We start from the raw sequence: 24,318 nt of genomic DNA, 5'->3' as shown, positions 1-24,318 counted from the left end.
CCGGGCAGGCACGGAGGCGATGCGGCGCCGGCTGCGTCACCATGGGCGGGTGAGCGTGACGGGCCGCGGCGAGCGGTGGTTGTGGCTGCTCGCGGCGTGCGCCGTGGCGCTCGCCGTCGCGGCGGTCGTCGTCGATGTGCGCGACGGTTTGACTTGGCGGGCCTTTGCGACCGGCGACCCGGGATTCTCGGTCATCATGGCGTCGACGTTCCCGCTGCTCGGTGCCGCCGTCCTGCACCGCGAACCGGGTAACCGGTTGGCCTGGCTGTTCCTGCTGGTCGGGGTGTCCCGCTCGGTGTTCGTCGCCGCGACGGTGTGGACCCGGCACGTCTACCTGGTGGACCCGGGGTCGTGGCCGGGCGGGCCGGCCGCGTCCTGGGTCGCCTTCTGGACGCGGTTTCCCGCCGCGGCCGTCGCGCCGTTGGCGCTGCTGTGGTTTCCTGACGGCCGGCCGCCGGGACGCCGCTGGCGCGCCGGGGCGCTCCCGTCCGCAGTCGCGCTGGCGGCGACCGCCGCCGTGGCGGCTTTGAGCTGGCCGTTTCGTGGCCACCAGCTACTGCCCGACGCACCGCAGCCGCCAGGTCCGGCGGCTGCGGCCGCCGCTGTGTGCCTCGTCCTGATCGCGGCGGCCGCCGCGACGGGGCTGGCGGTGGGGCTGGCGAGCCTGGTCAGCCGCCTGCGCCACGCCGAAGCGGAGGTCCGCCAGCAGGTGAAGTGGTACCTGTTCGGTGGCGCGGCGGCGGTCGCGTTCAACCTGGCCGGTGACATCGCCGCACCGCACGCGGGCCTCAACCTGGCCGGCACCCTCGCGTCCGAGGCGGTGATCCTCATCGCGATCGAGCGCTACCGGCTGTGGAACATCGACCGGTTGATCAACCGCACCCTCGTCTACGGCACCCTCACCGCGCTCGTCGCGGTGACCTACGCCGGCTTCGCGGCCGGCCTCGGCCTGCTGCTGAGTGGAGTCGCCTACGGGCGCAACCTCGCCGTCGCGGGCGCCACCCTCGCCGCCGCCGCGCTCGTCGCTCCGGCGCGGCGCGGCGTCCAGGACGCGATCGATCGGCGGTTCGACCGGCGAAGGTTCGACGCGGTCGCCCGCGTCCGCGCCTACGCCGACCAGCTCGGGACGAGACCAGCCGCGCCAGGACAACTGCAGGCCGTTCTCGCCGAGGCGCTGCGGGATCCCGAGCTGTCGCTGACGTTCGCCCTTGCCGACGGCCGCCTCGTCGACGGCGCCGGCCGTCTCGTCGACGGCGCCGGCACGCCGACGACCGTTCCCGCCGACGATCGGCGTACCGTCAGCCGGCTCGCCGGCGGCGACGGCGAAGTTGGCCGCCTGGTCCACCGGCCGATCCCCGCCCACGAACAGCGGCTGCTCGTCGAGGTGCTGGCGGCGGCGGCCATGCCGGTCGAACACGCACGTCTGCAGGCCGAGTTGCGCGTGCAGCTCACGGCGGTCGAAGCCTCCCGAGCCCGGATCGTCGAAGCCGCCGACGCGGAACGCCGCCGCATCGAGCGCAACCTCCACGACGGCGCCCAGCAGCGACTCGTCGCCCTCGCCGTGCGGCTACGGTCCGAACAGCGTCGGCAGGGTCTCGCCGTCGACCCGGCCATGACGGCGCTGCTGGACCTGACCGTCGGACAGCTCCAGGACGCGGTCGCCGACCTGCGGACGCTGGCCGGGGGACTGCTCCCCGCGGCCTTGGCCTCCGAGGGACTCGGCCCGGCGCTGCGCGAGCTCGTCGACCGCCAACCCGCCGACGTGCGGCTGCTCTGCACACCCGACCACCGCCACCGCCCCGGCCTCGAGGCGACCGGCTGGTTCGTCGCCGCCGAGGGTCTCGCCAACGCCGTCAAACACGCGCCCCGAGCGACGGTGACCGTCACCGCCCGGTGCCTGGACAAAACGTTCGTCGTCGCCGTCACCGACAGCGGCCCCGGCGGTGCGACCCTCGACTCCGGCACCGGGCTGCGGGGGCTGGCCGACCGGGTCGACGCCTCCGGCGGCCAGCTCACCGTCACCAGCCCACCCGGCGGTGGAACCGACCTGCGCGCGGTGCTGCCATGTGCGGTGCTGCCATGCGCGTAGTCGTCGCCGACGACGCGGTTCTGCTCCGCGAAGGCATCCTGCGCATCCTCGCCGACGACGCCATCACCGTCACCGCCGTCGTCGGGACCGCCGAGGCGCTGCTCGACCACGTCGCCGAGGCCGCACCTGAGCTGGCCATCGTTGATATCCGGATGCCACCCACCTTCACCGACGAGGGACTACGCGCAGCCCGGATCATCCGCGAGCACCACCCGGCCACCGCCGTGTTGCTCCTGAGCCAGCACGTCCAGGTCGGTGGGGCCCTCGACCTGTTCACCGCCGACGCCGGCGGCCTGGGTTACCTCCTCAAGGACCGGATCATCGACATCGACGACTTTCTCGCCGCGGTCCGCCGGGTCGCCGCCGGCGGTTCGGTCCTCGACCCGATCGTCATCCGCGCCCTCGTCGAGCGCCGGTCACCGAGCGGCGCGCTCGCCGCGCTCAGCGGCCGGGAGCGGGAGGTGCTCAGCCTGATGGCCCAGGGCCTGTCCAACGCCGCCGTCGCCGCCCGCCTCTTCGTCGGGCTGCGCACCGTGGAAACACATGTCAACAGCGTCTTCACCAAGCTCGGGCTGCCCCCCACCCCCGACGAACACCGCCGCGTCCGGGCCGTCGTCGCCTACCTCAACGGGGAGCGCCCCTAAACGCCCGTGCTGGGCTGCGGGACGTCACGGTGCTGTGTGATCCACGAGCCCGCCGGGCCGTTGAGCATGCGGGCCCGGTGCAGGCGGCGATGGAACAGCGCGACGAGCTCGGCGTCGTGACGGCCGTCGTCGGCGAGGACGAAGTTCTCCAGCTCCCGCTCACCGTCCGCCCACGACCGCGGGCGCCGACCCACCAGGGCGGCGGTGTCGTCGAGGTCCGCGGCGACGACCGCGGCCCCGATCTCGTCGATCCGCTGCAGATGTCGGGCGAGCCGCACGGACATGCGGTTGTGGTAGCGCTGCGCGCCGGCGCCGAGGTCCTGCCGCTCGAGGGAACGGGTCAGGTGCAGGTGCGCCGGCCCGTAGGCCGACACGACCGGCTCGGGTTCTGCCACCTCCGCGAGCTGCGCCCCGACGACGGTGGCGATTCCTTCGAGCGCCATCAGGTTCGTCTCGATGCACCAGTGCAGGTTGAGCATGTAGTCCGTGCCGGGCACCGGATCGGCGAGCACGGAGTGGAACTCGAGCTGATTCGACAGCGCCCACAGAATGTAGTGGTAATGGACGGCCTGGAGGTCCACCGGAGTGCCGCTGCGTTCCTCGTAGCGGCGCATGAGGGGGGCGAGGTCGCCCAGGGAGACGAACGGGCTGCGTACCCACATTCCCCCGAGATCCTGCATGGGGTCGCCGACGTGCCCGAACTCCAGATCCAGCAGTGCGGTGATACGCCCGTCGGAATGCAGGAGCTGGCCGGCATCCCAGACGATCGCCGACTCGCGACCGCGCGAGTCGGGACGATGACGTGACAGCCAACCCAGCACGAACTCCTGGAAGGGGTCGGGACGCTTCTTCAACTTCCGGTAGGCGGACTCCTCGAAGTGCCGCAGGCCCACCGAGCCGGGATCCTCACCGGCACCGGCGCGCACGATGCCCGCATCCACGAACGGCGCCACGTCGAGCGCGTGCAACCGGACGAGAATGTCGACGTAGTCCTCCATCGCCCGGCGACGTTCGTCGTCCGGCACACCGTCGAAGGAGTCCCGTCCCTCGACGCGCGCCATGACGTACGCCCGCGGCTCCTCCGACCAGCCGTAGACGGCCGGCACCGGAATGCCGTGCTCCTGCAGAACCGACTGGAAACGCATCTCGTGCGCGAGCGGGAACGCCGACGGCGAGTCGACCCGCTCGCCACGCACATATAAGGGTAAGAGCACGCCGTCGCGTTCGACATCGACCCACCAGGCCGGGCGCCACCGCGCCTGCCGCTCGATGCGCACGACCTTCCCGCCCACATCACGTTCCAACCAGCCGGTGATCCACTCGATGTGCCCGTCGCTGCGGTCGGACAACCTGGCCTCCCAACGCCATCGCGGCAGATACGGAGGTCATCATGAGCGTCGCGGCACCAGATGTCACGGTCTCACCGGACCTGTGGCCTTATCCGGGATCTTCGCCCGCCGGCGCCACCCGATGCCGTCAAGCCCGGAGATGTCAGATACAGATTGTATGCAGTTGCTCACCAGAGGTACGTTCGGGGGTACGGCCACCGGTGTGAAGCCGGCTGAGTGGGTGAGCAGATGTGACGCAGGGAGAACGTCCGGACCCCTTCGAGGTGCTGGACATCGCCGTCATCGAGACGGGCGTCCGGGATCATCGTGTCCGGCGCGCCAACCCGGCCGCCTGCGCCCTCCTCGGCCGCTCGGAGGCCGAGGTCACCGGCCTGACCTGGGACGATGTCGCCGTCGGGGACGACGGGGAACGCTGGGACGCCCAGGCCCGGCTGCGCGTCGCGGCGGGCCAGCCCCGGGCACGGATGATCACTCGCCTGCTGCGCCCGGACGGCACCGTCGTGCACGCCCTCGCCACCATCGCCCTGCTGACCGATCCGGACGGTGAGCAGTACTTTCTCTCCCACTTCCAGGACGTGTCCGAGGAGATCGCGGCACAGGACCGGCTGCGGCTGGTGGTGGAGAACACCCCGGTGTCGATGTTCCTGGTGGACCGGACCGGACGGGTGCTGGTGAGCGAGGGGACAGCGAACCCGCAGGCCGCCGCGGGGCTGGGGGAGGCCAGGGAGTCATCCGTCTTTGCGACCTTCGCCGATCTGCCGCAGGCAGTCTCGATCATGCGACGGGCCGTGGCCGGGGAGCGGGTTCACGAGATCATGGAGGTGTTCGGCCGCTGCCTCGACGTGCATCTCGTGCCGATCCCGGGCAACGGCAGTGACGTGGGTTCCGTCGCCGCGGTGGCCACCGACATCACCGAACGACAGCAGGCGCTGGCGAGCCTGCAGGCTCGGTCGGCCGAGCAGGCGGTGGTGGCCGACCTCGGCCAGCGGGCGTTGGAGGCCCGGGACCCGGCTCCGTTGTGGGACCGGGCGGTGACGGCCTTGGCCGACCATCTCCGGGCGGACTTCGTGCAGGTGCATGAGCTGGACGAAAGCGGGGACCGGCGCAGCCTGCTCGCCCGCGCGGATCGACGCGCGGCACCGGCGACGCCCCCCCTCGGCCCGCAGGTCGAGACGGTGCAGGTCGAGACGGTGCAGGTCGAGACGCCCCGGCCCGTCGACCGTCTGACGGTGAAGGTCGGGCGACCCGATCGGCCGCTGGCGGTCATCGAGATCCAGCGGGCACCGGACCCGCTCACCGACCAGGACGCCCGCTTCGTCCAGTCCGTCGCCGCCGTGCTCGGCTCGGCGTGCCTGCGTCTGCAGATGGAAAGCGACATCCGCCGCCAGTCCCGGCACGACGGGCTCACCGGCCTGCCGAATCGGACCGCACTGCTGGAGCACCTCGAACGGGCCCTGCGCCGAGCCGGTCGGGACGGCCGGCGGATCGGGGTGCTCTTCCTCGACCTCGACGGGTTCAAGGCGATCAACGACACCCTGGGCCACCAGGCCGGCGACGACCTGCTCCGCGCGACCGCGACCCGGCTCGCCCGGGCCGTGCGGCCCGGTGACGTGGTGGGACGGCTCGCCGGTGACGAGTTCGCCGTCCTGTGCGAGGCCGTCGACGGTCCGGCGGATCTCGAGGCCATCGCCGAACGGGTCCTCGCCACCCTGGAGACGCCGAGCCGGCTCCTCGGCCACTGCGTCGTGGCGACCGGCAGCGTCGGCCTGGCGCTGTCCGGCCCGGACCTGCAGGACAGCGAGAAGCTGCTCAATGCCGCCGACATCGCCATGTACGCCGCGAAACGTGACGGTCCTGGGCGGTACCGGATCTTCCAGGAGTCGATGCGCACCCGACTCATGGACCAGCTGACCCGCGCCGATGACCTGCGCCGGGCCCAGGACGCCCACGAACTGACCATGCGATACCAGCCGATCCGGACCCCCGACGGCGCGCTGGCGGGTGCCGAAGCGATACCGCACTGGCAGCAGCCATCGAACGGGCTGCTTCGGCTCGACGAGATCCTTCCCCGGCTGCGGCAGGCCGACCTTCGGGTTTCGATCATCCGCTGGGCGCTGGGCACCGCCGGCCGAGCCGCCAGCGGTGAGCCGGGCTGGCACGAGCGCCCACCGGGCGAACCGCCGCCCCTGCTCATGGTCGCAGCCTGGGGCCCCTGCATCACCGACGAACGGTTCGTGCCGGAGCTTGCCACCCTGCTGCACGACACCGGCGGCGGCAGCCGCTATCGCCTGTGCGTCGAACTCGACGAGGACGAGCTTGGGACGGGCCGCCCGGCCGTCACCGCAGCGCTCGCCGACATCAGGAGACTCGGCGTACTCGTGGGCGTCGGCGACCCCAGTGTGAGCCCCGCCCCCCGCGGCCTCATCGGTTTCCCCTTCGACGGCCTACGCATCGCCGATGGATACGTCCGCGGCGTCGAACGGGACCGGACGAAGCACGCCGCCGTCGCGAGCGTCATTCACTTCGCCCACCTGCTGGGTGCGCAGGTGATCGCCGGAAACATCGAGGCCCCGGCCCAGCTGCGCGTCCTGCAGGAGCTGGACTGCGATCTGGTGGAAGGCCCCCTGCTCGACCCGGACGGCCCGCAGCCGTCCCTCCCACGCGGCGACCGGTGAAACGCGCAAAGATGCCGAAAAGGTGGTCGGCCACTGACGGCTGGAGGTTCCCTTGGCCCAGCACACATCAGCACAGCCGGGCACTCGGATTCCTCATCCGCCCTGTTCCGACTGCGCCCGGACCCTCGATGAACATGCCGGTGCGGCGCGGGGCCGAGTGCGGACGCCGCGGGCTACAGATGATCGGTGAGCGCGCGGGCGGCGAAGTATGCGGCCAGGATGCCGCCGACGATGCCGCCCGTCGAGCCCACGGCCGCACCGGCGTGGCGGTTGATGGCCAGCCCGAGGCCGGCGCCGACGACGGAGGCCGCGCCGGCTACCGTCGCCCCGGTCACCAGGCCGAGACCGATCCCCTCCGCGATCGCTGCGCCCTGCCGGTCGACTCCCCCCGCGACCATGCCGGTGATGCCGCCGACGACCAGACCGGTGAGGAACGAGTTCAGCGCCAGCTGCGTGTCCACGGTGGTCTTGAACCGCTTTTCGGCGTCCACCGCCGCGTCGTAGTACGGCTGCTCGAGCGGGGCCAGGTGGGGTTGCTCGGCGCGCGGGCCGGCATCGGCGGCGGGGACGATCACGACGGTGTGGCCGGTCGCCGGGCCAGGCGGGGACGCCGCCTCCAACGGCTCCCGCCACCACGGGGTCGCGGACGCGCCGGGGACCTGCGCCGGATGCGTGACGAAGAACCGCAGCAGCTCCGCCCAGTCGACGAAGTCGTCGGGACGGGCCGGGGACTTTTCGGCGGTGCGGTCGACCATCGTCTTCGTGACGTACTGCGCGACCGACGTCGCGCAGTTCACCGCGGCCTGCCGCAGTGGTTCCTCACGGGTGCTGTCCTTGCACATCAGGCTGTGGCAGCCAATGTTCTCGCCCGGCGCGTCGTTGTCGGACCGGTCGTCGGTGATCCGGCGGGCGGGGTCCTCGTCGAGGGCGACGCCGCGCTCGCGGGACTTCTTGGCGGTGACACGCCCCTTCTCGATGATCTTCTGCATCATGCCGACGATGCCCAGCCCGATGAACGAGTAGCGGTGCAGCAGATCCTTCTCGAGCGCGCACATGCGCTCGACCGCGGCGACTTCGAAGGATTCCAACCTGCCGAGCCGGCCCAGCACTCGCGCGGCGAGCACCCAGCGGCCGTTCCTGATGCCCTCATTCCACTTCTTCAGCGCCGTCTTGCGTTCCTTGTCGGTGCCGAACAGCGCCGTGAGCAGCACGTCGAGGCCCTCGGCCTGAGCGCTGGCGGGCCCCGGTGGCCGCGTTGCCCCGAGACGGCTGCCGAGGGCGTCGATGAGGGTGAAGAAGATGTCGTCGCCACCGAAGGAACCGGTGTAGCACCGGGTGGCCTCCTCCGAGGCGTCGCGGCGCAGCACGTCGCTGTTTCCCTCGAACCGGGGTTCGCGCAGCCGGCGGTGGAAGCGGCGTTGCAGGGTGGTGTCGGTGGCGACCGGCCCGAGCGCCTCGAGGTGGGCCGGGGTCGTCGGCTCCAGCGGCAGCGGTCCGTGGGGCGCAGCCTGGTCGGGATGGGCGATGTGCCAGGCCAGCTCCACGAAGTTCGAGTGGAAGAACCAGTCCTCGACGGCGTGGCTGGCGTGCCCGAGCCGGGCGAACAGCTCGCGGCGTCTGGCCGGGTCGGCGCCGGCGGCGGGGACGTGGGCCCAGTCCCGTTCGATCGCGGTGAGCAGGTCGGCGACGTACTCCAGCTGCGCCTCGGAATAGGCGAGCACCCGGCGGGGCTCGCCGGCCACCGGCACGGTCGACGGTTCCCGGACGCCGCGCTGGGGGTGGTCCGACGGGAAGGGCGGGAAGTCGAGGTGCTCGTGCGGGAAATACTGCGTGAACAACGCGTCGAAGACGCCCTTGATCTCGTCCTTCGGGAGGGCGGCGAGCACGGGCAGGTGGGTGAGCACCGGGGTGATGCGAGGATTGCACGTCGCCAGCAGCAGCGCGTCGCGCATCCACTTCGCCAGCGCGCCGTCGTCGGGCCGGTCCGCGGCGGGGTTCGCGCCCGGCCGGCGCCCGATCGCGCGGTCTGCCGGCGCGACGCCCAGCAACTCGTCCAGGTAGTTGTCCAGGCGCAGGACCAGATCCCCGAGGTTGAAAACCCGGGGCAGTGCCGCGCGGCTGTTCAGCCCCTGCTCGAAAATGGTTTTCTTGCCGGACAGGTGCGCGAACGGGTCGCGGAACTGGGACACGTCGGTCAACCAGTTGCCGATTTCAAAGAAGGGCGCCGCCGGCTCCGGCGGCAGCAGTGGGATCACCGCGCGCGCGATTTCGGCATGGCTGGAGACGTCCCCCATCGGAAACCCCCTTCAGGCCGCGACGGGCCGGCCTGGACAGAATACGCCCGGGACTCGACGGTGGCCGACGCAATGCCGTAGCGTTGCCTCATCACCGGCGAGGGGGGAGTCATGTCCCTGCGGGACACGCTGGAAGAATCGTTCACGGCGGACGGTTTCGATCTGACGGCCGCGCTGGGGCTGTTGACGACCGCCTTCCACGCTGTCGCGCCGGCGGGCGTCGACGTCGACGTGGCTGCGGTCGCCGGGCTCGCGGAGGACATCGCCGGGGCGGACCCGGCCGGAGCGCTCACGGCAGTGGCCGCGCTCGCCGGCAAGTACGGTGGCGCGCTCGCCGGGGTTGCCGACCCGGCCCACCTCGCCGAGATCGTCGCGCGGACGGTGGACGCGCTCGACGCGCTCGGCACCCACCTCGACGATCTGCGGACCGGTGTGGTCAGCGCGCTGTCGACCCAGGTGGGCGACCGTCCGGTGGACCGGTTCGTCGCCGGCGCCGAAGCGCTGCGCGGGCTGCCGGTGGCTCCGCTCGCCGCGGCGGCGCGGGCGCTCGCCCCGGTCGCCGGGGCAGCCCTGCCGCCGGCCCTCGCCGGTCTGGTGCCCGACCTGCTCGGCCAGGCCGGCGCGGTGCGGACCCTCACCGACCAGATCGCCCTGATCACGGCCGGGGCCACGGTCGCCGCCCGGGTCGGTGAGCTCACCGGGTCGCTGGCCGCGGTCAGCGACCCGGCCGCGCTGGCGGCGGCGCGCACCGGGGTGCTCGCCCTCGACGGCGTCGCCCTCGCCGCCCTGGTCGGCGGCGCCGAGGCGGACGACACCGTCGTCACGGCCGTCGCCGCGGCCCTCGCGGTGCTCGATGACTACGCGGACGCGCTCAACCGGCTGGTCCTCGGCGCGGGCGTGGTCGTCGAGGTGCTCGACCCGACCCCGCTCGCGAACCTGCTCGCCGGGGCGAGCGCCGGCGCCACCGCCGCGGCGGGCGGCGCGGCCACCGCGCCCGTCCGCGCGCTCGCCCAGACGCTGGTGACCCGCCTCGAGCCGATCCTGCGCGCGCGTCCGACCACGCCGAACGCGCTGAGCCCCACCGCGTTCGCCGACACCGTCGCGGTCGGCCTGGACCAGGTGGTCACCGCCGTGCGGGGGATCGACGTCGCCCGGATCGGCGCGCGGGTCACCACGGCGACCGACGCGGTGCTCGCGCCCGTCCGCCTGGTGGGCACGGCCCTGCGTGACGCCCTGGAAACGGTGCGCGCGGCGCTGGAGGGGGTCCGCGTCGCCGTCGAGTCCGTCGGCCTGGACGCCGTGACGGGCGCGATCCACACCGTCATCGACCCGGTGGTCATGGCCGTGACCCGGCTCGGTGAGCTGATCGCGCCGGTCGCCGCCGCGATCAGCGCCGTCGCCGCAGACGTCGCGGCCCAGGTCGCCACGCTGCGCGCCGCCCTCGACTCGGTCGTGCGGCGGGTCTCGGCCGCGTTCGCCGCCGCCGCGGGCGCGGTCAGCGGGCTGGACATCGCAAGGCAGCTGGCCGCCGCACGAGCCGCGTTGGACGGTGTCGCCGCCACGATCGAGGGCCTGCCCATCGGCACGGCCGTGGACCAGACCGTCGGCTTCGTCCACGACGCCGCCACGGTGATCTCGAAGATCCCGTTCGACCTGCTGCCGGACAGCGCCGTCAAGGACCTGCACGACGCGCTCACCCCGCTGAAGGCCATCAACTTCGGCAAGGCGGTGGGAGAGCCGCTGAGCGGCGCCATCGCGGAGATCCTGACCGGGATCGACGGGCCGCTGCTCGACGAGGTGGCCCAGGCGTTCGCGGAGGTCGCCGACTTCCTGGCCAGGCTCGACCCGCGGCCGTCGCTCGCGGCGGTCGAGCGGGACGGGTTCGATCCGTTCCTCGTCCGCGTCCAGTCCCTCGACCCGGACGCGATCATCGCGCCGGTCCGCGACGCGCTGCGCTCCCTGGGGGGCCTGAAGGACCTGCTCGCCCCGGCCGACCAGGCCTTCGACACGCTGCTGCGGGCCGTCGACGCCCTCGACCCGGCACCGCTGCTCGACCCGATCGTCACCCGCCTGGATGACGCCCGCGCCGAGATCCGGCGGACGATCGGGCTGTCCGCCTGGGCCGGGCAGGTGGACGCGGGAACCGACCAGCTGCTGGCGGCGATCGACCTGGTCCGGCTGGCCGACGTTCTCGACGGCGCCGTGGAGCTCGTCGAGAACCTGCTGCCCGCCGCCGGCTCCGAACGGCGCGGCTCAGCCGGCGGGCAGGTGCTGGCGCGACTGCTCGGTCCTGCCGCCGCGGCGCTCGACCTGGCGTCGTTCGCGACCGTCGGAGACTGGCTCACCGGGCGCCGGGGGCCGGTCGACGACCTCACCGCCGGGCTGACCGCGGCTCGCGCGGCCGTACACGCCGCCCGCGACCGGATCACCGCCGCCGACCCGGAGTTCGTCGTCGCCGCGGCGACGCCCGCGTTCGACCAGGTCACCGCCGCGGTCGGGGCGCTGCCGGCGGGCGAGCGCCGGGACCGGCTGGCGGCGCTGGTGGCGACCACCCCCGCCGGCCGGGTCACGGTCGCTGCCGGCGCCCGGGCGGACGTGCTCGTCCGGCTCGACGCCATGGACGGCCTGCTCGACGGGCTGGCCGCCGTCGGCGCGGCGCCGCTCGGCGCGCTGTCGACTGCCCTGCGCGCCGCGTTCGAGCCGCTGGCCCCGGTCCGCGACAGCCTCGCGGCGTGGGTCACCCGGGCCGGCGGGAACCCGGGTGTCGATCTCGGCGCGGCGCTGCGCGAGGTGTTCGCCCTGGTCGCCGACCGGCTGCGGCCGGGGGCGGACGCGTTCGACGCAGCGGTGCGCGACGTGCTGCGAGGTGTGGCCGAGACGGCGGTCCGGGCGCCGCTGCGCGCCGCGGCCACCGAGCTGGACGCGCTGGTGGGAGCGCTGGACGCCCGGCCGGTGGCGGCCGAGATCGCCCAGCTGTTCACGTCGCTGCGGGCGGGCCTTGGCGCCGCCCGGCCGAGCACCGCGCTCGCCGACCTGGTCACCGCGATCGACGGGTTGGTCGGGGACACCGCCGCCTGGGATCCGTTCCGGGACGCGCGTGGCCCGGTGGAGCAGATCAAGCGGGACATCGCCGCCGCCACCGACGAGCTGCGCCCCACCGTCCTGCTCGCGCCGGTCATCGAGACCTACACCACCGTCGTCGCCACCGTGCGCGAGCTGGACGTCCGGGCGCTGTTCGCCCGGGTCCTGGCCGCGGTGCACGTGCTCGCCGACGAGGTGACCACCGGGCTGGCCGAGGCCGGGTCCGCCTTCGAGGAACTCCGGGCGGCGCTGCCCTGACGGCGCTCAGCCGAAGGGGTCGTAGGAGCAGGTCAGCTCCGTCACCGTCAGGCGCAGCGCGGCCGTGGTCAGCAGTGAGAACGTGGTCACCCGCCGGGGCGCGTCGGCGCCGGGGGAGGGCGGGGCGGCCAGCGCGTCGACGACCGCCGCCGGCAGTGTGGCGGGCGAGGGCCCGGTGTACTCCCCGGGCCGGCCGGTCGGGGTGAGGGTGACGGTGCCCAGCGGCATCTCGCCGCGCCGGAAGGCCAGCGTCGGTGGGGGGGCAGCCGCCGGGTCGACCGTGTGCAGCAGCCGCAGCCACGGCCGGCCGGGCGGCGCCAGGCCGGCGTCCGTCTTCCCCCAGGCTCGGCCGTCGACGCTCACCCGCGGCGGTGGCCCGTCGACGGCGGTGAACCAGCGCAGCTCGCCGAGGTTGGCGCGGACCGTGACCCACAACGTCGCAGGGGCGGGAACGGCGACCGGGACGGGCAGCGCCAGGCTGACCCACCGCGGCCCGCCCGGCCGCGCCCGCTCGTCCAGGCGCAGGACCAGCGGCCCGGCAAGCGGGGCGCCGGGGGCGCCGGCCGCGTCGGCGCGGACCTCGGCGACGAGCTCGGTGTCCCCGACCGGTGCGACGAGCAGCCGCACGACGGCGAGCGCCGGCGCCGGCCCGGCGCGCCCGGTGGACTTGGCGCGCCCGGTGGACCTGGCGGACGCGGTCGACCCGGCGGGCCCGGTCGTCGGGGTGTCGGCAGGGCTCCAGGACACCGCCGCGGCGATGATCCGGTCGGCGCGGACTCGGACCCCGCCGGACGGCGGAGCGATCGGCGGGAGCGGCGAGCCCGGGTTGACCTGGCGGCCAAGATGACGCGCGCTGAGCGTCAGGGTGCTCACCGACGGCCGGAGCGGCGGCGCGTCCAGGGGAAGGTCGACCCAGTCCCCGTCGAAGGTCAGTGGCATGGGCGCACCGGCCGCCGGGTGGACGACGTAACGCGCGTGCAGGATCTGCTCGCCGAGCCGCATGGCGCCCGCGCTCGCGGAACGCAGCCGCAGCGGGAGGGCGAGGGTGGCGGCCGGGGTGGCGCCGGGGGGAACGGTCAGCGCCTGGTTCAGCCGGCGTCCCGCCGCCGGGGTGAAGTCGGCGAGCTGGCGGCCGGCGTCGGGCAGCAGCGCGCCGGGGTGGCGCCACAGGGTGGTGTCGGCCTCGTCCGGCCCGCGCCCGCGCAGCAGGAGCGCGACGTCGGCCGGCGCGGGGACGACCGTCACCCGGGTGATGGTCGGCTGCCCGGCGACCGGCGTGAGCGCCGCCGGGCTGGTCCCGGTGGCGAACTGCACGAGCCAGGACTGTCCTTGGGGCAGCGGTGGCGTGATGACGAGCTGGTCGCCCGAGCCCTCCACGACCATCCCGGCGAGTGCCCGGGGCAGCATCGGCCCGGTGTCGAACCCCGGCCCGGCGAACAGCGGGGGTCCCGCGACCGGCGCGCCGTCCGGGCCGAGTGTCGCCGCGCGTACGACGACGAAGGCACCGGCCGGCGCGTTCGCCGGGTCGAGCGTGAGCTGACCCAGCCGCGCCGGGACGTCCAGGATGAGGAAGGCGCCCCGGCCTTCCGGGCCGGCGGCGGCGCGCCAGCGGGTGATCGCCAGCGGGATGTCCGCCGCCTCGAGGGTGAGCTGGGCCTCGTCGACGACGACCTCGTCCATCCCGGGCCGCAACGGCACCGACAGCTCGAGGTCGACGTCGCCGCCGCCCTCCGGGAACGACACCGTGTCCAGGGCCACCACGGCCGGGTCCAGGACGAGCGCCGCGACCTTGGCGAGGGTGATCCCCGGCAGGTCCGCGGGCAGCAGGAACGCCCGCGCCGGTAGGCGCGCGCCGGCCATCAGGGAGCCGTCCCCAGATCGACGTCGACCGTCTCGATGAGGCCGGTCGCCTCCCCCGGCTCCGGCGGCCAGACCAGTGCCTGGGCCACGTACGTCGCGACCCCGTTCTGTTCGTCGCCCGTGGGGAGAGCCGCGACGGTGAAGGAGGCCAGGTCGACCCGGCTCGCGACGAAGCCCGGGGCGGGGTCGGCGGGCCGCAGCGCCGCCCCGGTCCGGACCGGGATCGCGTCCAGGGCGTGCAGGACCAGGGTCGCGTCATCGAGCAGTGCGCGCCGGGCCGCCCGGTGCCCGTCGTCGTCGTCGGTGGCGGCGCGGCGGCGGAAGGCGATCGTCACGGTGATCCGCAACGAGAGGACCCGTATGATCGCCGGCGGGCCGCCACCCGGCGGTGGGTCCTCGCGCGCGAACCCGTGCACGCCGTCGGGAACCGCGTCGCCGATCCCGACGACCAGGCGGCCCGTGCCCGCCGCCAGGGTGTCCGGCGCGGTGCCGGCACCGGCCACAGCCAGTCCGGGCCGGCTGGCAAGCGCCCCGGCGACGACGGCGACGAGCCGCTCCTCCAGCGCGCTCAGCACGGGCACCGCCCCGCCGCCACCCAGGGACCCGCCAGCACCACCGGGCCCGCCTCGACCGGGCGGCCCGCCCACGCAGCCATCACCGTCACCACCGCCCGCCCGGCCGTCAGCGCTGATCCAGGCGGCGCACCCGCAGTTCCAGTTCCTTCAGCCGGGTCTGGACGTCGCCCACCGCCTGGTTGACCATGGTCCGCACCGCGCCCTGGACGTTCTCCAGGACGGCCGGCTCGATGCGGCCGGCGGTCTGCTCGACGATCCGGGAGGTGATCTCGTCGGCCAACCCGCTCAGGCGCCCGTCCACCGCCTGGGACAGCGTGCCGAGCTCCCGCTCGACCTGCTCGGCCCGCGCGTTGAGCGTGCCGTTCATGCGGGTGTCCAGGTCGGCCAGCCCGGTGTCGATCCGCTGTTCCAGCGCCGCGGCCCGGGAGTCGAGCTGGTCGGCGAACGCCGCGCGTAGCGCTGCGGAGGAGGCGTCGACGGCCTTGCGTACCCGCGCGTCGACGCGCGCCTCCAGGACTCCCTCGCCGAGGCCGAGCGCGTCCTGGGTCTCTCGCATGACGATCTCGATGTCCCGCAGCCGCAGCGGGCGCCCGTCCACCCCGAGGGTCGCTTCCCGCAGGTCGGCCTGGGTGGTCGCGACGTCCCCGGCGAGGCCGCGCACGTTGATCGGCCCGCCGGCCGCGGTGGTCAGTTCGGCGCGCAGCTCCAGGACGGCCCGCACCGAGGGGGTCAGGTCGGCCACGGCGGCGGACAGGGATGTGACCAGCGCACGCAGGCCGTCGAGGACGGCGAGCTTGTCCTCCAGTGCGCGCAGCCTGGCCGACCGGGCGAGCTCGTCCGCGGCGCCGTCGTCGGTGCGTTTCTGCCCGCGCTCCACCGTGTCGGCCAGTGCGGCGACGCGGCGGGTGGCGTCGTCGAGGCGGGCGGCGACATCGACGAGGGCGGTCCGCACCGACACCGAGCCGCCGGCGTCGGTGAGGCGGGTCGCGAGGTCGGGGTCGAGCCAGGCCAGCGTGACCTGGCCGAGGTGCTGATGGTCGGCTCTGGCGTAGGTGTCGGCCAGCGACTGCGCCAGGCCGTTCTCCTGGGCGCGATCGATTTCCAGGACGCCGCGCAGCACCGCGACCAGCGTGTTCCATTGCGCGGCCTCGATCGGCATCCCCCGTTGCCGGTCGGCCAGCGGGGTGAGCTGATCGGTCAGCGCCGCGATGTCGCCGAGCCGTCCGGTGGTCGCCATCGCCGTCATCCCCTGTTCAGGACGGCGGACAGCCCGCCGGTGCCGAAGGTGAGGTCGGACTTGCGCAGGTGGGTCAGCTCGGTTGCGTAGGAGGTGGTGTTGGTCGCGCGCAGCAGGTCGATCGACTGGCTCAGCGCCTTCACCTCGGGGGACAGCGCCAGGTCGGGGTCGCCGGCATGGTCGTCGAGTACCTGCCCGAGGACCGTCTGTGCCTGCACGCCGACGCCGCGGGCGACCTGGGCGAACCGGGGTGGTGGGTCGATCACGCCGCGGTCGAGCTGGGCGACGGCGTCGATCAGCGCCTGCCGGCGGACGTTGTCCGCGCCGAGGCCGGCCCGGTCGGCGAGCTGGTCGACCTGCCTGCGGATCCGCTGGGTCTGGATCTGGCGTTGCAGCTCGCTCATGGCCGTCGTCACGGCGTCGAGCAGCGTCGTGACGTTGCCCTGGATCTCGTTGGCCTTTGCCTCGAGCTCGGGGTGGTTGTGGCCGACCGGGGTGACCAGCCGGGTCAGCTGGGTGACGGCGTTGGCGACGGCGGCGAGGTTGCCGGCCATCAGGTTCCAGTCGGCGGCGGTGATCGCCTCGCCCGGACGTTTCGCCGCCAGCGGCCGCACCGTCTGCTCGACGGTGGTGGTCGCGTCCCGGACCGGGCCGAGGTTGGCGTCGGGGATGTCCGCGATGGGGGTGTCGCGGAGCCGGCTCGGATCGAGCAGCAGCGAGACCTGGGTGTCGCCGATCGGCAGCACCCGGATTGGCTGACGCAGCACCGGCAGCGCCAGGTTCGGATGCTCGACGGCGATCTCGTAGGCACCGGGCGGTACCTGCGCCAGGGTGAGGGTGCCGTCGAGGAAGGGCTGCCCGCGCCCGACGACGGCGCCGGTGGACGGGTCGCTGACCGACACCGTCAGGGCATTGTTGATCGCGGGGAAGCCGAGGATATTGATCTTGAGTGCCGTCACGGGCCGAGTCCTGTCGTCGTGGGCCGGCTCACCGGCCGAACGGGAAGTCGATCTCCCAGAAGAACGTGACGTCCTGGTCGACGTCGAGCGTGACCGGCTCGAACACGACCTGGTTGTAGAGCCGGTCGCCGGCGAGCAGGCCGGCCTCGGTGACGTCGGTGAGCTTCGCGGTCGGATGGAACACGGTCGCCACCGAGAGCAGGACGGCGTCCGGCCCGTCGCTCTGGATCGTGATCTCGCCCTCGGACACCGGGCTGGTCAGCGCGCTCGCCGGGATCGAGACGTCGGCCGGCCGGGCCAGCGCGGTCATCCCGGCGTCGGCCGCCTCGGTGCCGAAGCCGACGCCGACTGCGGTGATCGGGTCGGCGGGCAGCCCGCCCAGCCGGCGGGCGACGAGCTCCGCACCGCCGCGCAGCACCGCGTTGGTGGCCTGGCGGCGGGCGAGCAACCGTCCGTCCGGCGCCCGCGCGTCGAGCCGTAACCGGCCGCGGATCCGCCGCCCGTCGCTCCCGTGCATGTCCTCGACTCCCTTTCCCGCTGTTCGTGAACGTCCCGCTGTTCGTGAACGTCCCGCTGTTCGTGAACGTCCCGCTATTCGAAGCGCGCCTGACCGAACCCTGCCTGCCCGAACCGGCCGCCCACCCCGAGCCTGACCCGCTCGCCGGCCGAGGCGATCTGGCGGGGCGGCCGCATCCACGACAGGCGCACCCGCACCCGGGACGCCTGCCGCTCGGTGAACGGTTCGAGGACCAGGCGCGCCCGCACCCCGGCGGCGTGCAGGTCGGCGAGGTCACCGGAGATCAGCTCGGCGATCTCGCCGACCAGGGTGCTAGGGCCGCCGGCCCCGGCCGCCCCGCCCGGCGCTCGCGGCAGCGCGACCAGGCCGCGCGGGATGACCACCCGGAACGCGGCCGGCTCCTGCTCGGTCCACTCCAGCGTGACCGTCGCCGCGGTGCCGGACGGGAACACGGCCTCGTCGAAGTTCGACCCGTCGAACACGCCCTCCCGCAGCGGCTCGTCGGTGATCTGCAGGTAGGTGGCGTCTAGGCCGTCGACGCCGAACAGCGCGCCCGAGACGTACATCCACCGGTTGTCGCCGCGGGCCTGCGTCGGCAGCCGCGGGCCGCCCGCCTCGGCGTCGGCGAGGCCGAACGGCCGGCCCAGCCGGAACCCGGACAGGCTGAACGCCCGATCCGTGACGTCGCGGTCGGGGGCGCCGCGATCGTCGGCCAGTACGGCGCGCGCCACCCGGCCGTCCGGCGGCTGGCCGGGGGCGGGTCCGATGGTCAGCCGCTGCCCGACCCGCGCCACCCCGGCGTAGCCGATGGCCTCGCCGGTGGTCAGGTTGACGAGCACCGGCACGGCGGTGCGGCCACCGGACTGGCCGACCACGGTGACCGTCACCGGGGCCGGCCCGAGGCCGTGGTTGGTGTCGGTCCAGCGATGCAGGTAGGGCACGCGGCCGGCCCGGGACGCGAGGGCGGCGCCGCGCACGCGCCGTTCGGGGTTCTCCACGAAGCCCAGCGGCCGCCAGCCCGGTCGCGCGTCGGCGCGGAACGCCGCCTGGAGATCGCGGCGGGCGAGCCCGGGGACGAGCGTCCCGCCGAGCGCCCGCTCGATGCCGAGGACCGTCTCGTGGAGGTACGTGGTGATCGCGTCCGGGCCGACCGAGCCGTCCAGGCGGGCGTTGACCAGCGTCCGGACCCGGGCCCGCAGCAGCGGCACCGTTTCCCAGGAGCGGCGGCGTACGCCGACGAGGGCGGCCATCCGGTCCAGATCGGCCAGTCGCGTGGCGGTGGCGAACCAGCGGGCGCGCCGCATCCGGTCGAGGTCGGCCGCCGCGGCGTCGAGCTCACGGGCGATCGCCCGGAGGAACTCGCGAACGGCGCTGCCCTCGTCCACCGCGTAGGTGGGGGGCAGCACCTCCAGGATGCGGTCCAAAGCGGCCACCGGATCACCCCACCTCCACGCCGAGCAGCGTGAACCGCTGGCCCGGCGCCACCGTGAACGTGTGCCCGCCGACCGCGACGTCGACGAACTGGTCGCCCGCGGCGAACGTGACGACCAGGCCGAGCGGGTCGAGCGCGTATGCCGCGTCGTCGCGCACCGCGGCGAGCACCGCCGCGGCGGTGACGTTCGCGCCGGGCGTGAGCGTCGCCAGGTAGGCAGTCAGCCGGGCGGTCACCCCGGCCCGCAGCGCCGCGGGGTCGACCTCGGGGCCGGCGGGCCGCGCCGCCGCGTGGACGCCGATCGGGACGGCGACCGCCGCCGGCGGCGCGTCGAACTGGTCGTCGTCGAAGCCGACGTCGGCCGCGGCGAGCCGGGCGACCTGACCGGGACCGGGTGTCACGTCGGCTCCGGCGGCACCGGGTTCGCCGCCGCGCGGACCGATCCGTACCACCGCGTCCAGGATGGTGTCGCCGTCCACGAGCGCCGCCTGGAGCGCCCCGACCCGCACCCGCTGGCCGACGCGCAGCTTGTTGACCCGGTCAAGCAGGGTCGCGGTGGCCCCGGCGCGCAGCCGGGCCCGGTCCGCCGCCGGCATCGGCACCGACCCGCCGGCCAGCACGAGCTGGACCCGGGCGGCCAGGTGGACGTCCTCGGCCCGGGCGAGCCGCACCCGGACACCGGCCGGGCGCAGCTCGTCGATCCGGTTGATGACCGCGGCCGGGATGCTCCCGTCGGCCGGCGGGTCGGTGAGGCTGACCGACACCTCGATCTCGCCGGGCAGGTCGTCCGGCTGTTCGGTGATGTTGACCGCGCGCACGCCCGGCAGCGCGAGCAGGCCGTGGGTGAGCGCGGCGACGGTGCCCTTGGCCGCGGCGGCGAGCGCCACCCGGACCCGCGCGCGCAGCTCGGTGTCGTTCTCGTCCTGGGAGGCGGTGCTCGTCGGCGCATCGTTGGTGACCGTGTCGACGCCGGCGATCGCCCGCTGGATGACGGTCAGCACGCCGGTGCCGACGGCCGGAGTCGTGTCGGTCGCGCCGCGCACCGACACACGCGCCGTGCTCTCGCCGGTGAGCATGGTGCGTGACTCCGTCGTCTCATAGCGCAGGGTGTCTGCGGCGTCGGCGATCGGCGTGCCGGCCGCGATGGTGATCTCGCCGCTCTCGCCGGCCCGGCGGGAGAACCGCACCGCGCCGACCGGGCGACCGGCGCGGTAGCGGCTGTAGCCGAGCAGCGCGACGACCCGGTCGAGCGAGCCGCCGGTGGCCGTGTCCAGGAACGCCGCGTCGTAGGCGGCGTTGAGTTGCAGATACATGCCGGCGATCTCGCGGGCGACGGCTTCGACGAGGGTGCGCGCGACGCTGCCGACCGCGACGTCCGTGACGAGAGGCGGGTCGGTGGTGCGCGGCTGGTAGTTGACGACGATGTCGATGTCGATGTCGATGTTGGCGTTGGCGTTCGGCGCCAGCCGCGCGCGCCCGGCCGGCAGCAGCCGCAGCGTCGAGAGGTCGGCGGCGTCACGGGCGTCCGCCACGATTTGGTAGTCGTCGAGGCCCAGGGGGATCGCCGCGCCGTCCCCGTCGACGAGGAACGCGGTGACGGCCGTCACCCGTGCCACCGGGCGGCGCAGCAGGTGGATGTCGGCGAGCGCGCGGTCCGGGTCGAGGCGCACGCGGTGCGCCTCCGCCGCGACACCGCCGGTGAGGGTCGTGAGGATGTCGCGGACGATCGAGGGGTAGTCCCGGTCCACGAAGGTCATGGCGCGGCTCCGCCGGCGCTTGGGCGCCTCACGTAGCCAGCTCCAGCGAGAGGCCGAGCGGCTCGGGGTCACCGAGCGGGGCGACCGTGAACGCGATGAGGACGACATCCGGGGCGTCCGGGTCGGCCCGTACCGTCAGCGATCGCAGCGTGGCCCGCGGCTCCTGGTCGAGCGCCTCGATGACATACAGCCGAGCCAGGTCGCGGGCCGCCGCATCGTTGCGGCGGCCGACCAGTTCGGCGAGCCGGCTGCCGTAGCCGGGGTGTCCGAGGGCCGCGAGGCTGGCGCGGGGGGTGAGCAGGCGGGTGATGAGCGCCTGCGCGAGGTTCGCCCGGCCCGAGACGGTGGCGAGCCCGCTCGTCGCGGTCACCCGCGTCCCGACGCGGCGCGGCGCGACAGCGAGGTCGAGCGCCCCCCACGAGTGCACGAAGTCCAGCGGCGCCGCGGTCGCGACCGGCACGTACCGGGTCAGCGCCAGGTCGACGCCCAGATTCGCGGCCACGTCATCCCCCGACCAGCACGGTGCCAGCGGCGACGATGGAACTGACCGGGGCGTCGGCCGGGTCGTTGCAGGTGGCGACCGGATCACCGGCGCGCGCGAGCCCCTTGCCCTCGACGAGCACGGTGGCGCTACCGGAACGCACGGCGCCGCGGTTGGCGGGTGGCCGCTGGAAGCTTGTCCCGGGAGGGGTCGGCACGTGGCCGGAGGTGTGATCGGCGGTCGAGCCGACCACCGCGACCGCCTTGCCCTCGACGAGCACCGACGCCGCCAGCCCGCCCGAGAGCCGGCCGGTGAACGGGTGCGGCAGGGGCGTCGGCACCAGGGCCGGCCCCGACGGGACGAGCACGATGTGTGTGTCGGTACCGACCACCTGGTCGCCGTCCTTCGCCGCGGGCTGCCCCATCGCGTTCCCTTCGTTCGCCGTGCCGGTCTGGTCGGCTGTCCTAGTTGAGCTTGATCGTCTGTCCGGCGACGGTGACCTCGGAGGTCGCCGAGATCTCCACGTTGTCGCCCGACAGCGTGAGCTTCCCGGCCGCCCTGACGGTGACGTCACCGGACTGTTCGACCACGATCGTCGAGTCGCCGACCACGACCTCGACCTTGCCGTCCGAGGAGGACGACTGGCTGAGCCGCACGGTCGTGTCGCCGACGGCGAGGGTCACCAGCTGGTCGGTGACGGTGATGGTCACCGCCACGTCCCCGGCGAGCGTCAGCGCCGCCGTCCGGGTGCCGTCCCCGGGGGTGGACAGCGCGATCTCGAGCCGTTTCGTGTCGTCGGCCTCCGCCCGCGGCAGCCAGGCCACCACCTGCCCGGGGCTGTTCTTCGGTGGCGCGACCCGCTCGTCGTACAGCCGCCCCACCACGACCGGGGCGTGCGGGTCACCGCCGGCGAACACGACGAGCACCAGGTCGCCCTCGACCGGCGGGGCGGCCAGCCCCAGCACCCCGACCGCGATCGGCACCCTGGGCAGCACCAGACCCGTCTCGCGTAGCGCGACCGTGCACGACAGCTCGGGATCGTCGTCCCCGGTGTGCACGGAACTCACGACACCGAGCGCGCACGACCACAGCCGGTCGGCCTCGGCCCGGGCGATCCGCCGGATCGAGTCCACTATCTCCTGCATCGTGACCCCCGGGTGCTCATCCGCCGAGCCGCCCGGAGGCTGCCGAACCGGCGACGGCGGCCAGCGGACTGAATGCCGGCCCGCCGGTCCGCCACCGCGCGGTGGTGTACGCGCCGGCTGCGCCGAACCGGTGCCGCACCCGATCCAGCCAGAACGGACCCCGGACGAGCGGATCCGGTGGATCGGCGACCTCGATGACACTCCCGGGCCGCAGCGCGGGCTGCGGGAACATGGTGATCGATCCCGTTCGCCGGCCGGCGCGGTAGCGCCACTCCGTCGCGGCGCCGGCCGTGCCGCCCGCCCCGGTGGTCCGCAGCGCGGGCTCGAACCGCCAGCGGTGGGTCGCGTCCGGCCCGCTGGGGCGGCGGCCGGCGAAGAAGTCGGAGGTCGGCCGCAGCGCCTCCGGCGCCGAGGTCGAGCCGGCCCCGGCCTCACCGGCGACGGTGAACGCCTCGACGTCATGGCCGTGCGTCGTCTGTGCCAGAGCCAGAACCTCCCGACCGTAGCGCGGCGCGAGGTCGGCCTGCAACGCTCCGACCGCCGTGGCGATCAGGTTACCTTCCGCGTCCACCCGGACCAGGGCGGCGGACCAGGCGGCCAACCGGGCGACGTGGTCGAGGGCGGTGCGGGCCGGATCCGCGACGTAGAAGGCGAGCGCCACGCCGTCGTCGACGGCACCGACACCGACCCCGACGTCGGCCGCCAGCGCGCGGATGACCGTGCCGGCGTTGACCTTCTCGTAGGTCGTCGCCGGGCGGTAGCGGGCCAGCGCTCCGGCGGCGTCGACCGCCGTCACCACCGTCGCGCCGAACTCGCGGCGCACGGCGCTGACCGTGCCGGTGAACACGGTCGCCGCCGCCTCCCCGCTGTCGAGCTCCACGACGACGCTGTCGCCGGGCGCCGCCTCGACCGGCGCGCCTGCCGGCAACCGCGCCCGCGCGGTACCGACCAGCGGGGCCGCTGCGAGCAGCACGTCGACGTCAAGTGCCTGGCTCGTCCACCGCTGGCCGCCCAGCGTGACCGCGCATGCCGGGGCGAGCGGAGAGCCGGGTGGCGGGGAACCGGTCATCGACACCTACCCCAGCAGCCCGCGCAGGTTGCCGAGGATCCCGCTGACCGCGTCCCCGACCGGCGCGAGCTGCCCGGTCGTGTCGAGCAGCGGGCGCAGCGGGTTGTCGATGGCGTCGATGCCGCCGGCCATGGCGGCGAGGCCCGCGGCCGCCGCGGCGGCGGCGAGCGCCGTGTCGAGCGCGCCGGTGAGTTCGCCGGCCTGATCGGCGATCCCGGCCAGAGTGTCGTCGAGACCGTCGAAACCGAGATCATCGAGCCCCCCGAGATCACCGATACCGTCGAGCCCGCCGAACGCGCTCACCCGCGCCGGTGGCGGCAGCGGTGGGCTCTCGGCGAGCACGACGGTGTAGGCGTACTGGCCGGGCCGGCCGACGACCTGCTCCGCGACGAACGACTCGACGACGACCCGCTGGATCTCCAGGGCGGTGACGATGTCCGCGGTGAAGGTCGTGGCGGTGCCGTCCCGGGCGAGCTTCTGCAACGACGCGAGGTCGTCGGCGGCGTCCTCGCCCACGAGCAGCCCGGAGATCGTGACGCGGTGGGACCAGCGGCCGAGTCGCTGGTGCGGGCTGCCCTCGAGGCCGGGGACGCGCAGCGCGACGAGACCGGCGCCGGTCTCCTGGCGGATCCACTGCGCCGCGGTGAGCGAGGTGTCTCCGATCATGGGCGTTGCGCCCCCCGTGTCGTCCCCGGCCATCCCTACTCCTCCGGGTCCAGGCCGAGGTCCGCGACCGCCTGCTCCAGCCGCCACGCGAGTGCCTCGATGACCATCTCGATGTCCGGCGCGGCGGGCAGCGGTTCGGCGCCGACTTCACGAGTAGCCATGTCACGAAAACCCATGTCCGGAGTGCCCAGGTCGCGGGCGGCGAGGTCGCGGGCGGCGGGGTGCGGCGG

General features: G+C 74.3%; 19 protein-coding genes. 4 read left to right on the top strand and 15 right to left on the bottom strand.

Annotation, left to right across the window (positions count from 1 at the left end; all coding sequences use genetic code 11):
• Positions 1 to 49 precede the first annotated feature (49 nt).
• Positions 50 to 2,089, top strand: a complete 2,040-nt coding sequence (locus NBZ83_RS33320) for an ATP-binding protein (RefSeq protein ID WP_261574882.1) — start codon at positions 50 to 52, stop codon at positions 2,087 to 2,089.
• Entirely contained in the window at positions 2,080 to 2,733 is a 654-nt protein-coding gene (locus NBZ83_RS10750) for a response regulator (protein WP_261574881.1), read from the top strand. Before NBZ83_RS33320 ends, NBZ83_RS10750 begins: the two co-directional genes overlap by 10 nt.
• On the opposite strand, the gene NBZ83_RS10745 is transcribed toward NBZ83_RS10750, so the two are convergent.
• On the bottom strand, positions 2,730 to 4,082 hold the full coding sequence (locus NBZ83_RS10745; protein ID WP_261574880.1) for a phosphotransferase family protein: 1,353 nt from the start codon (positions 4,080 to 4,082) through the stop codon (positions 2,730 to 2,732). The two genes, NBZ83_RS10750 and NBZ83_RS10745, sit on opposite strands and share 4 nt — an antisense overlap.
• Before the next feature lie 230 nt (positions 4,083 to 4,312).
• Between NBZ83_RS10745 and NBZ83_RS10740 the strand changes: the two genes are divergently transcribed.
• On the top strand, positions 4,313 to 6,757 hold the full coding sequence (locus tag NBZ83_RS10740) for a sensor domain-containing protein (protein WP_261574879.1): 2,445 nt from the start codon (positions 4,313 to 4,315) through the stop codon (positions 6,755 to 6,757).
• Positions 6,758 to 6,930: 173 nt separating this feature from the next.
• On the opposite strand, the gene NBZ83_RS10735 is transcribed toward NBZ83_RS10740, so the two are convergent.
• Positions 6,931 to 9,051, bottom strand: a complete 2,121-nt coding sequence (locus NBZ83_RS10735; protein ID WP_261565108.1) for a hypothetical protein — start codon at positions 9,049 to 9,051, stop codon at positions 6,931 to 6,933.
• Between the two features lie 111 nt (positions 9,052 to 9,162).
• Between NBZ83_RS10735 and NBZ83_RS10730 the strand changes: the two genes are divergently transcribed.
• Positions 9,163 to 12,390 carry a hypothetical protein gene (locus tag NBZ83_RS10730; protein WP_261565107.1) on the top strand — a complete coding sequence of 1,076 codons (3,228 nt, stop codon included), beginning with the start codon at positions 9,163 to 9,165 and terminating at the stop codon, positions 12,388 to 12,390.
• A gap of 6 nt (positions 12,391 to 12,396) precedes the next feature.
• On the opposite strand, the gene NBZ83_RS10725 is transcribed toward NBZ83_RS10730, so the two are convergent.
• The 13 genes from NBZ83_RS10725 to NBZ83_RS10665 form a co-directional block, all read right to left on the bottom strand.
• On the bottom strand, positions 12,397 to 14,250 hold the full coding sequence (locus tag NBZ83_RS10725) for a hypothetical protein (protein ID WP_261565106.1): 1,854 nt from the start codon (positions 14,248 to 14,250) through the stop codon (positions 12,397 to 12,399).
• Entirely contained in the window at positions 14,250 to 14,831 is a 582-nt protein-coding gene (locus tag NBZ83_RS10720) for a hypothetical protein (protein ID WP_261565105.1), read from the bottom strand. The genes NBZ83_RS10725 and NBZ83_RS10720 overlap by 1 nt, the downstream gene beginning before the upstream one ends.
• Before the next feature lie 100 nt (positions 14,832 to 14,931).
• Positions 14,932 to 16,062, bottom strand: coding sequence for a coiled-coil domain-containing protein (locus NBZ83_RS10715; RefSeq protein ID WP_261565104.1), 1,131 nt, complete (start codon positions 16,060 to 16,062; stop codon positions 14,932 to 14,934).
• Between the two features lie 5 nt (positions 16,063 to 16,067).
• Positions 16,068 to 17,021, bottom strand: coding sequence for a hypothetical protein (locus tag NBZ83_RS10710; RefSeq protein ID WP_261565103.1), 954 nt, complete (start codon positions 17,019 to 17,021; stop codon positions 16,068 to 16,070).
• 28 nt (positions 17,022 to 17,049) lie between these two features.
• On the bottom strand, positions 17,050 to 17,538 hold the full coding sequence (locus NBZ83_RS10705; protein ID WP_261565102.1) for a hypothetical protein: 489 nt from the start codon (positions 17,536 to 17,538) through the stop codon (positions 17,050 to 17,052).
• Positions 17,539 to 17,612: 74 nt separating this feature from the next.
• The gene (locus tag NBZ83_RS10700) at positions 17,613 to 18,971 is read right to left on the bottom strand and encodes a hypothetical protein (RefSeq protein ID WP_261565101.1); all 1,359 of its coding nucleotides are present in this window, start codon (positions 18,969 to 18,971) and stop codon (positions 17,613 to 17,615) included.
• Between the two features lie 4 nt (positions 18,972 to 18,975).
• Positions 18,976 to 20,727 carry a hypothetical protein gene (locus NBZ83_RS10695; RefSeq protein WP_261565100.1) on the bottom strand — a complete coding sequence of 584 codons (1,752 nt, stop codon included), beginning with the start codon at positions 20,725 to 20,727 and terminating at the stop codon, positions 18,976 to 18,978.
• A 28-nt stretch (positions 20,728 to 20,755) separates the two neighbouring features.
• Positions 20,756 to 21,229 carry a GPW/gp25 family protein gene (locus NBZ83_RS10690; protein ID WP_261565099.1) on the bottom strand — a complete coding sequence of 158 codons (474 nt, stop codon included), beginning with the start codon at positions 21,227 to 21,229 and terminating at the stop codon, positions 20,756 to 20,758.
• 1 nt (position 21,230) lies between these two features.
• Positions 21,231 to 21,632: a PAAR domain-containing protein gene (locus NBZ83_RS10685; protein WP_261565098.1), complete on the bottom strand. Its 402-nt coding sequence runs from the start codon at positions 21,630 to 21,632 to the stop codon at positions 21,231 to 21,233.
• 40 nt (positions 21,633 to 21,672) lie between these two features.
• Complete coding sequence (locus tag NBZ83_RS10680) at positions 21,673 to 22,353, bottom strand: phage baseplate assembly protein V (RefSeq protein WP_261565097.1); 681 nt, start codon at positions 22,351 to 22,353, stop codon at positions 21,673 to 21,675.
• Positions 22,354 to 22,369: 16 nt separating this feature from the next.
• Complete coding sequence (locus tag NBZ83_RS10675) at positions 22,370 to 23,422, bottom strand: hypothetical protein (protein ID WP_261574878.1); 1,053 nt, start codon at positions 23,420 to 23,422, stop codon at positions 22,370 to 22,372.
• Between the two features lie 6 nt (positions 23,423 to 23,428).
• Complete coding sequence (locus tag NBZ83_RS10670) at positions 23,429 to 24,121, bottom strand: hypothetical protein (RefSeq protein WP_261574877.1); 693 nt, start codon at positions 24,119 to 24,121, stop codon at positions 23,429 to 23,431.
• Positions 24,122 to 24,123: 2 nt separating this feature from the next.
• Positions 24,124 to 24,318 (bottom strand): hypothetical protein (locus NBZ83_RS10665; protein ID WP_261574876.1); only part of this gene is annotated, 195 nt, incomplete at its 5' end.

This window comes from Frankia gtarii (assembly GCF_025403375.1).
GTDB classification, from domain to species: Bacteria; Actinomycetota; Actinomycetes; order Frankiales; family Frankiaceae; genus Frankia; species Frankia gtarii.
The sequence above is the reverse complement of the archived record's forward strand: the minus strand, read 5'-3'. Positions and strand labels throughout refer to the sequence as shown.

Excerpts from the sequence above, each read along its gene's own strand:
- NBZ83_RS10750 (WP_261574881.1), top strand. The coding sequence starts at position 2,080 with ATGCGCGTAGTCGTCGCCGACGACGCGGTTCTGCTCCGCGAAGGCATC.
- NBZ83_RS10735 (WP_261565108.1), bottom strand. The coding sequence starts at position 9,051 with ATGGGGGACGTCTCCAGCCATGCCGAAATCGCGCGCGCGGTGATCCCA.
- NBZ83_RS10730 (WP_261565107.1), top strand. The coding sequence starts at position 9,163 with ATGTCCCTGCGGGACACGCTGGAAGAATCGTTCACGGCGGACGGTTTC.
- NBZ83_RS10725 (WP_261565106.1), bottom strand. The coding sequence starts at position 14,250 with ATGGCCGGCGCGCGCCTACCGGCGCGGGCGTTCCTGCTGCCCGCGGAC.
- NBZ83_RS10715 (WP_261565104.1), bottom strand. The coding sequence starts at position 16,062 with ATGGCGACCACCGGACGGCTCGGCGACATCGCGGCGCTGACCGATCAG.
- NBZ83_RS10705 (WP_261565102.1), bottom strand. The coding sequence starts at position 17,538 with ATGCACGGGAGCGACGGGCGGCGGATCCGCGGCCGGTTACGGCTCGAC.
- NBZ83_RS10695 (WP_261565100.1), bottom strand. The coding sequence starts at position 20,727 with ATGACCTTCGTGGACCGGGACTACCCCTCGATCGTCCGCGACATCCTC.
- NBZ83_RS10685 (WP_261565098.1), bottom strand. The coding sequence starts at position 21,632 with ATGGGGCAGCCCGCGGCGAAGGACGGCGACCAGGTGGTCGGTACCGAC.
- NBZ83_RS10680 (WP_261565097.1), bottom strand. The coding sequence starts at position 22,353 with ATGCAGGAGATAGTGGACTCGATCCGGCGGATCGCCCGGGCCGAGGCC.
- NBZ83_RS10675 (WP_261574878.1), bottom strand. The coding sequence starts at position 23,422 with ATGACCGGTTCCCCGCCACCCGGCTCTCCGCTCGCCCCGGCATGCGCG.
- NBZ83_RS10670 (WP_261574877.1), bottom strand. The coding sequence starts at position 24,121 with ATGGCCGGGGACGACACGGGGGGCGCAACGCCCATGATCGGAGACACC.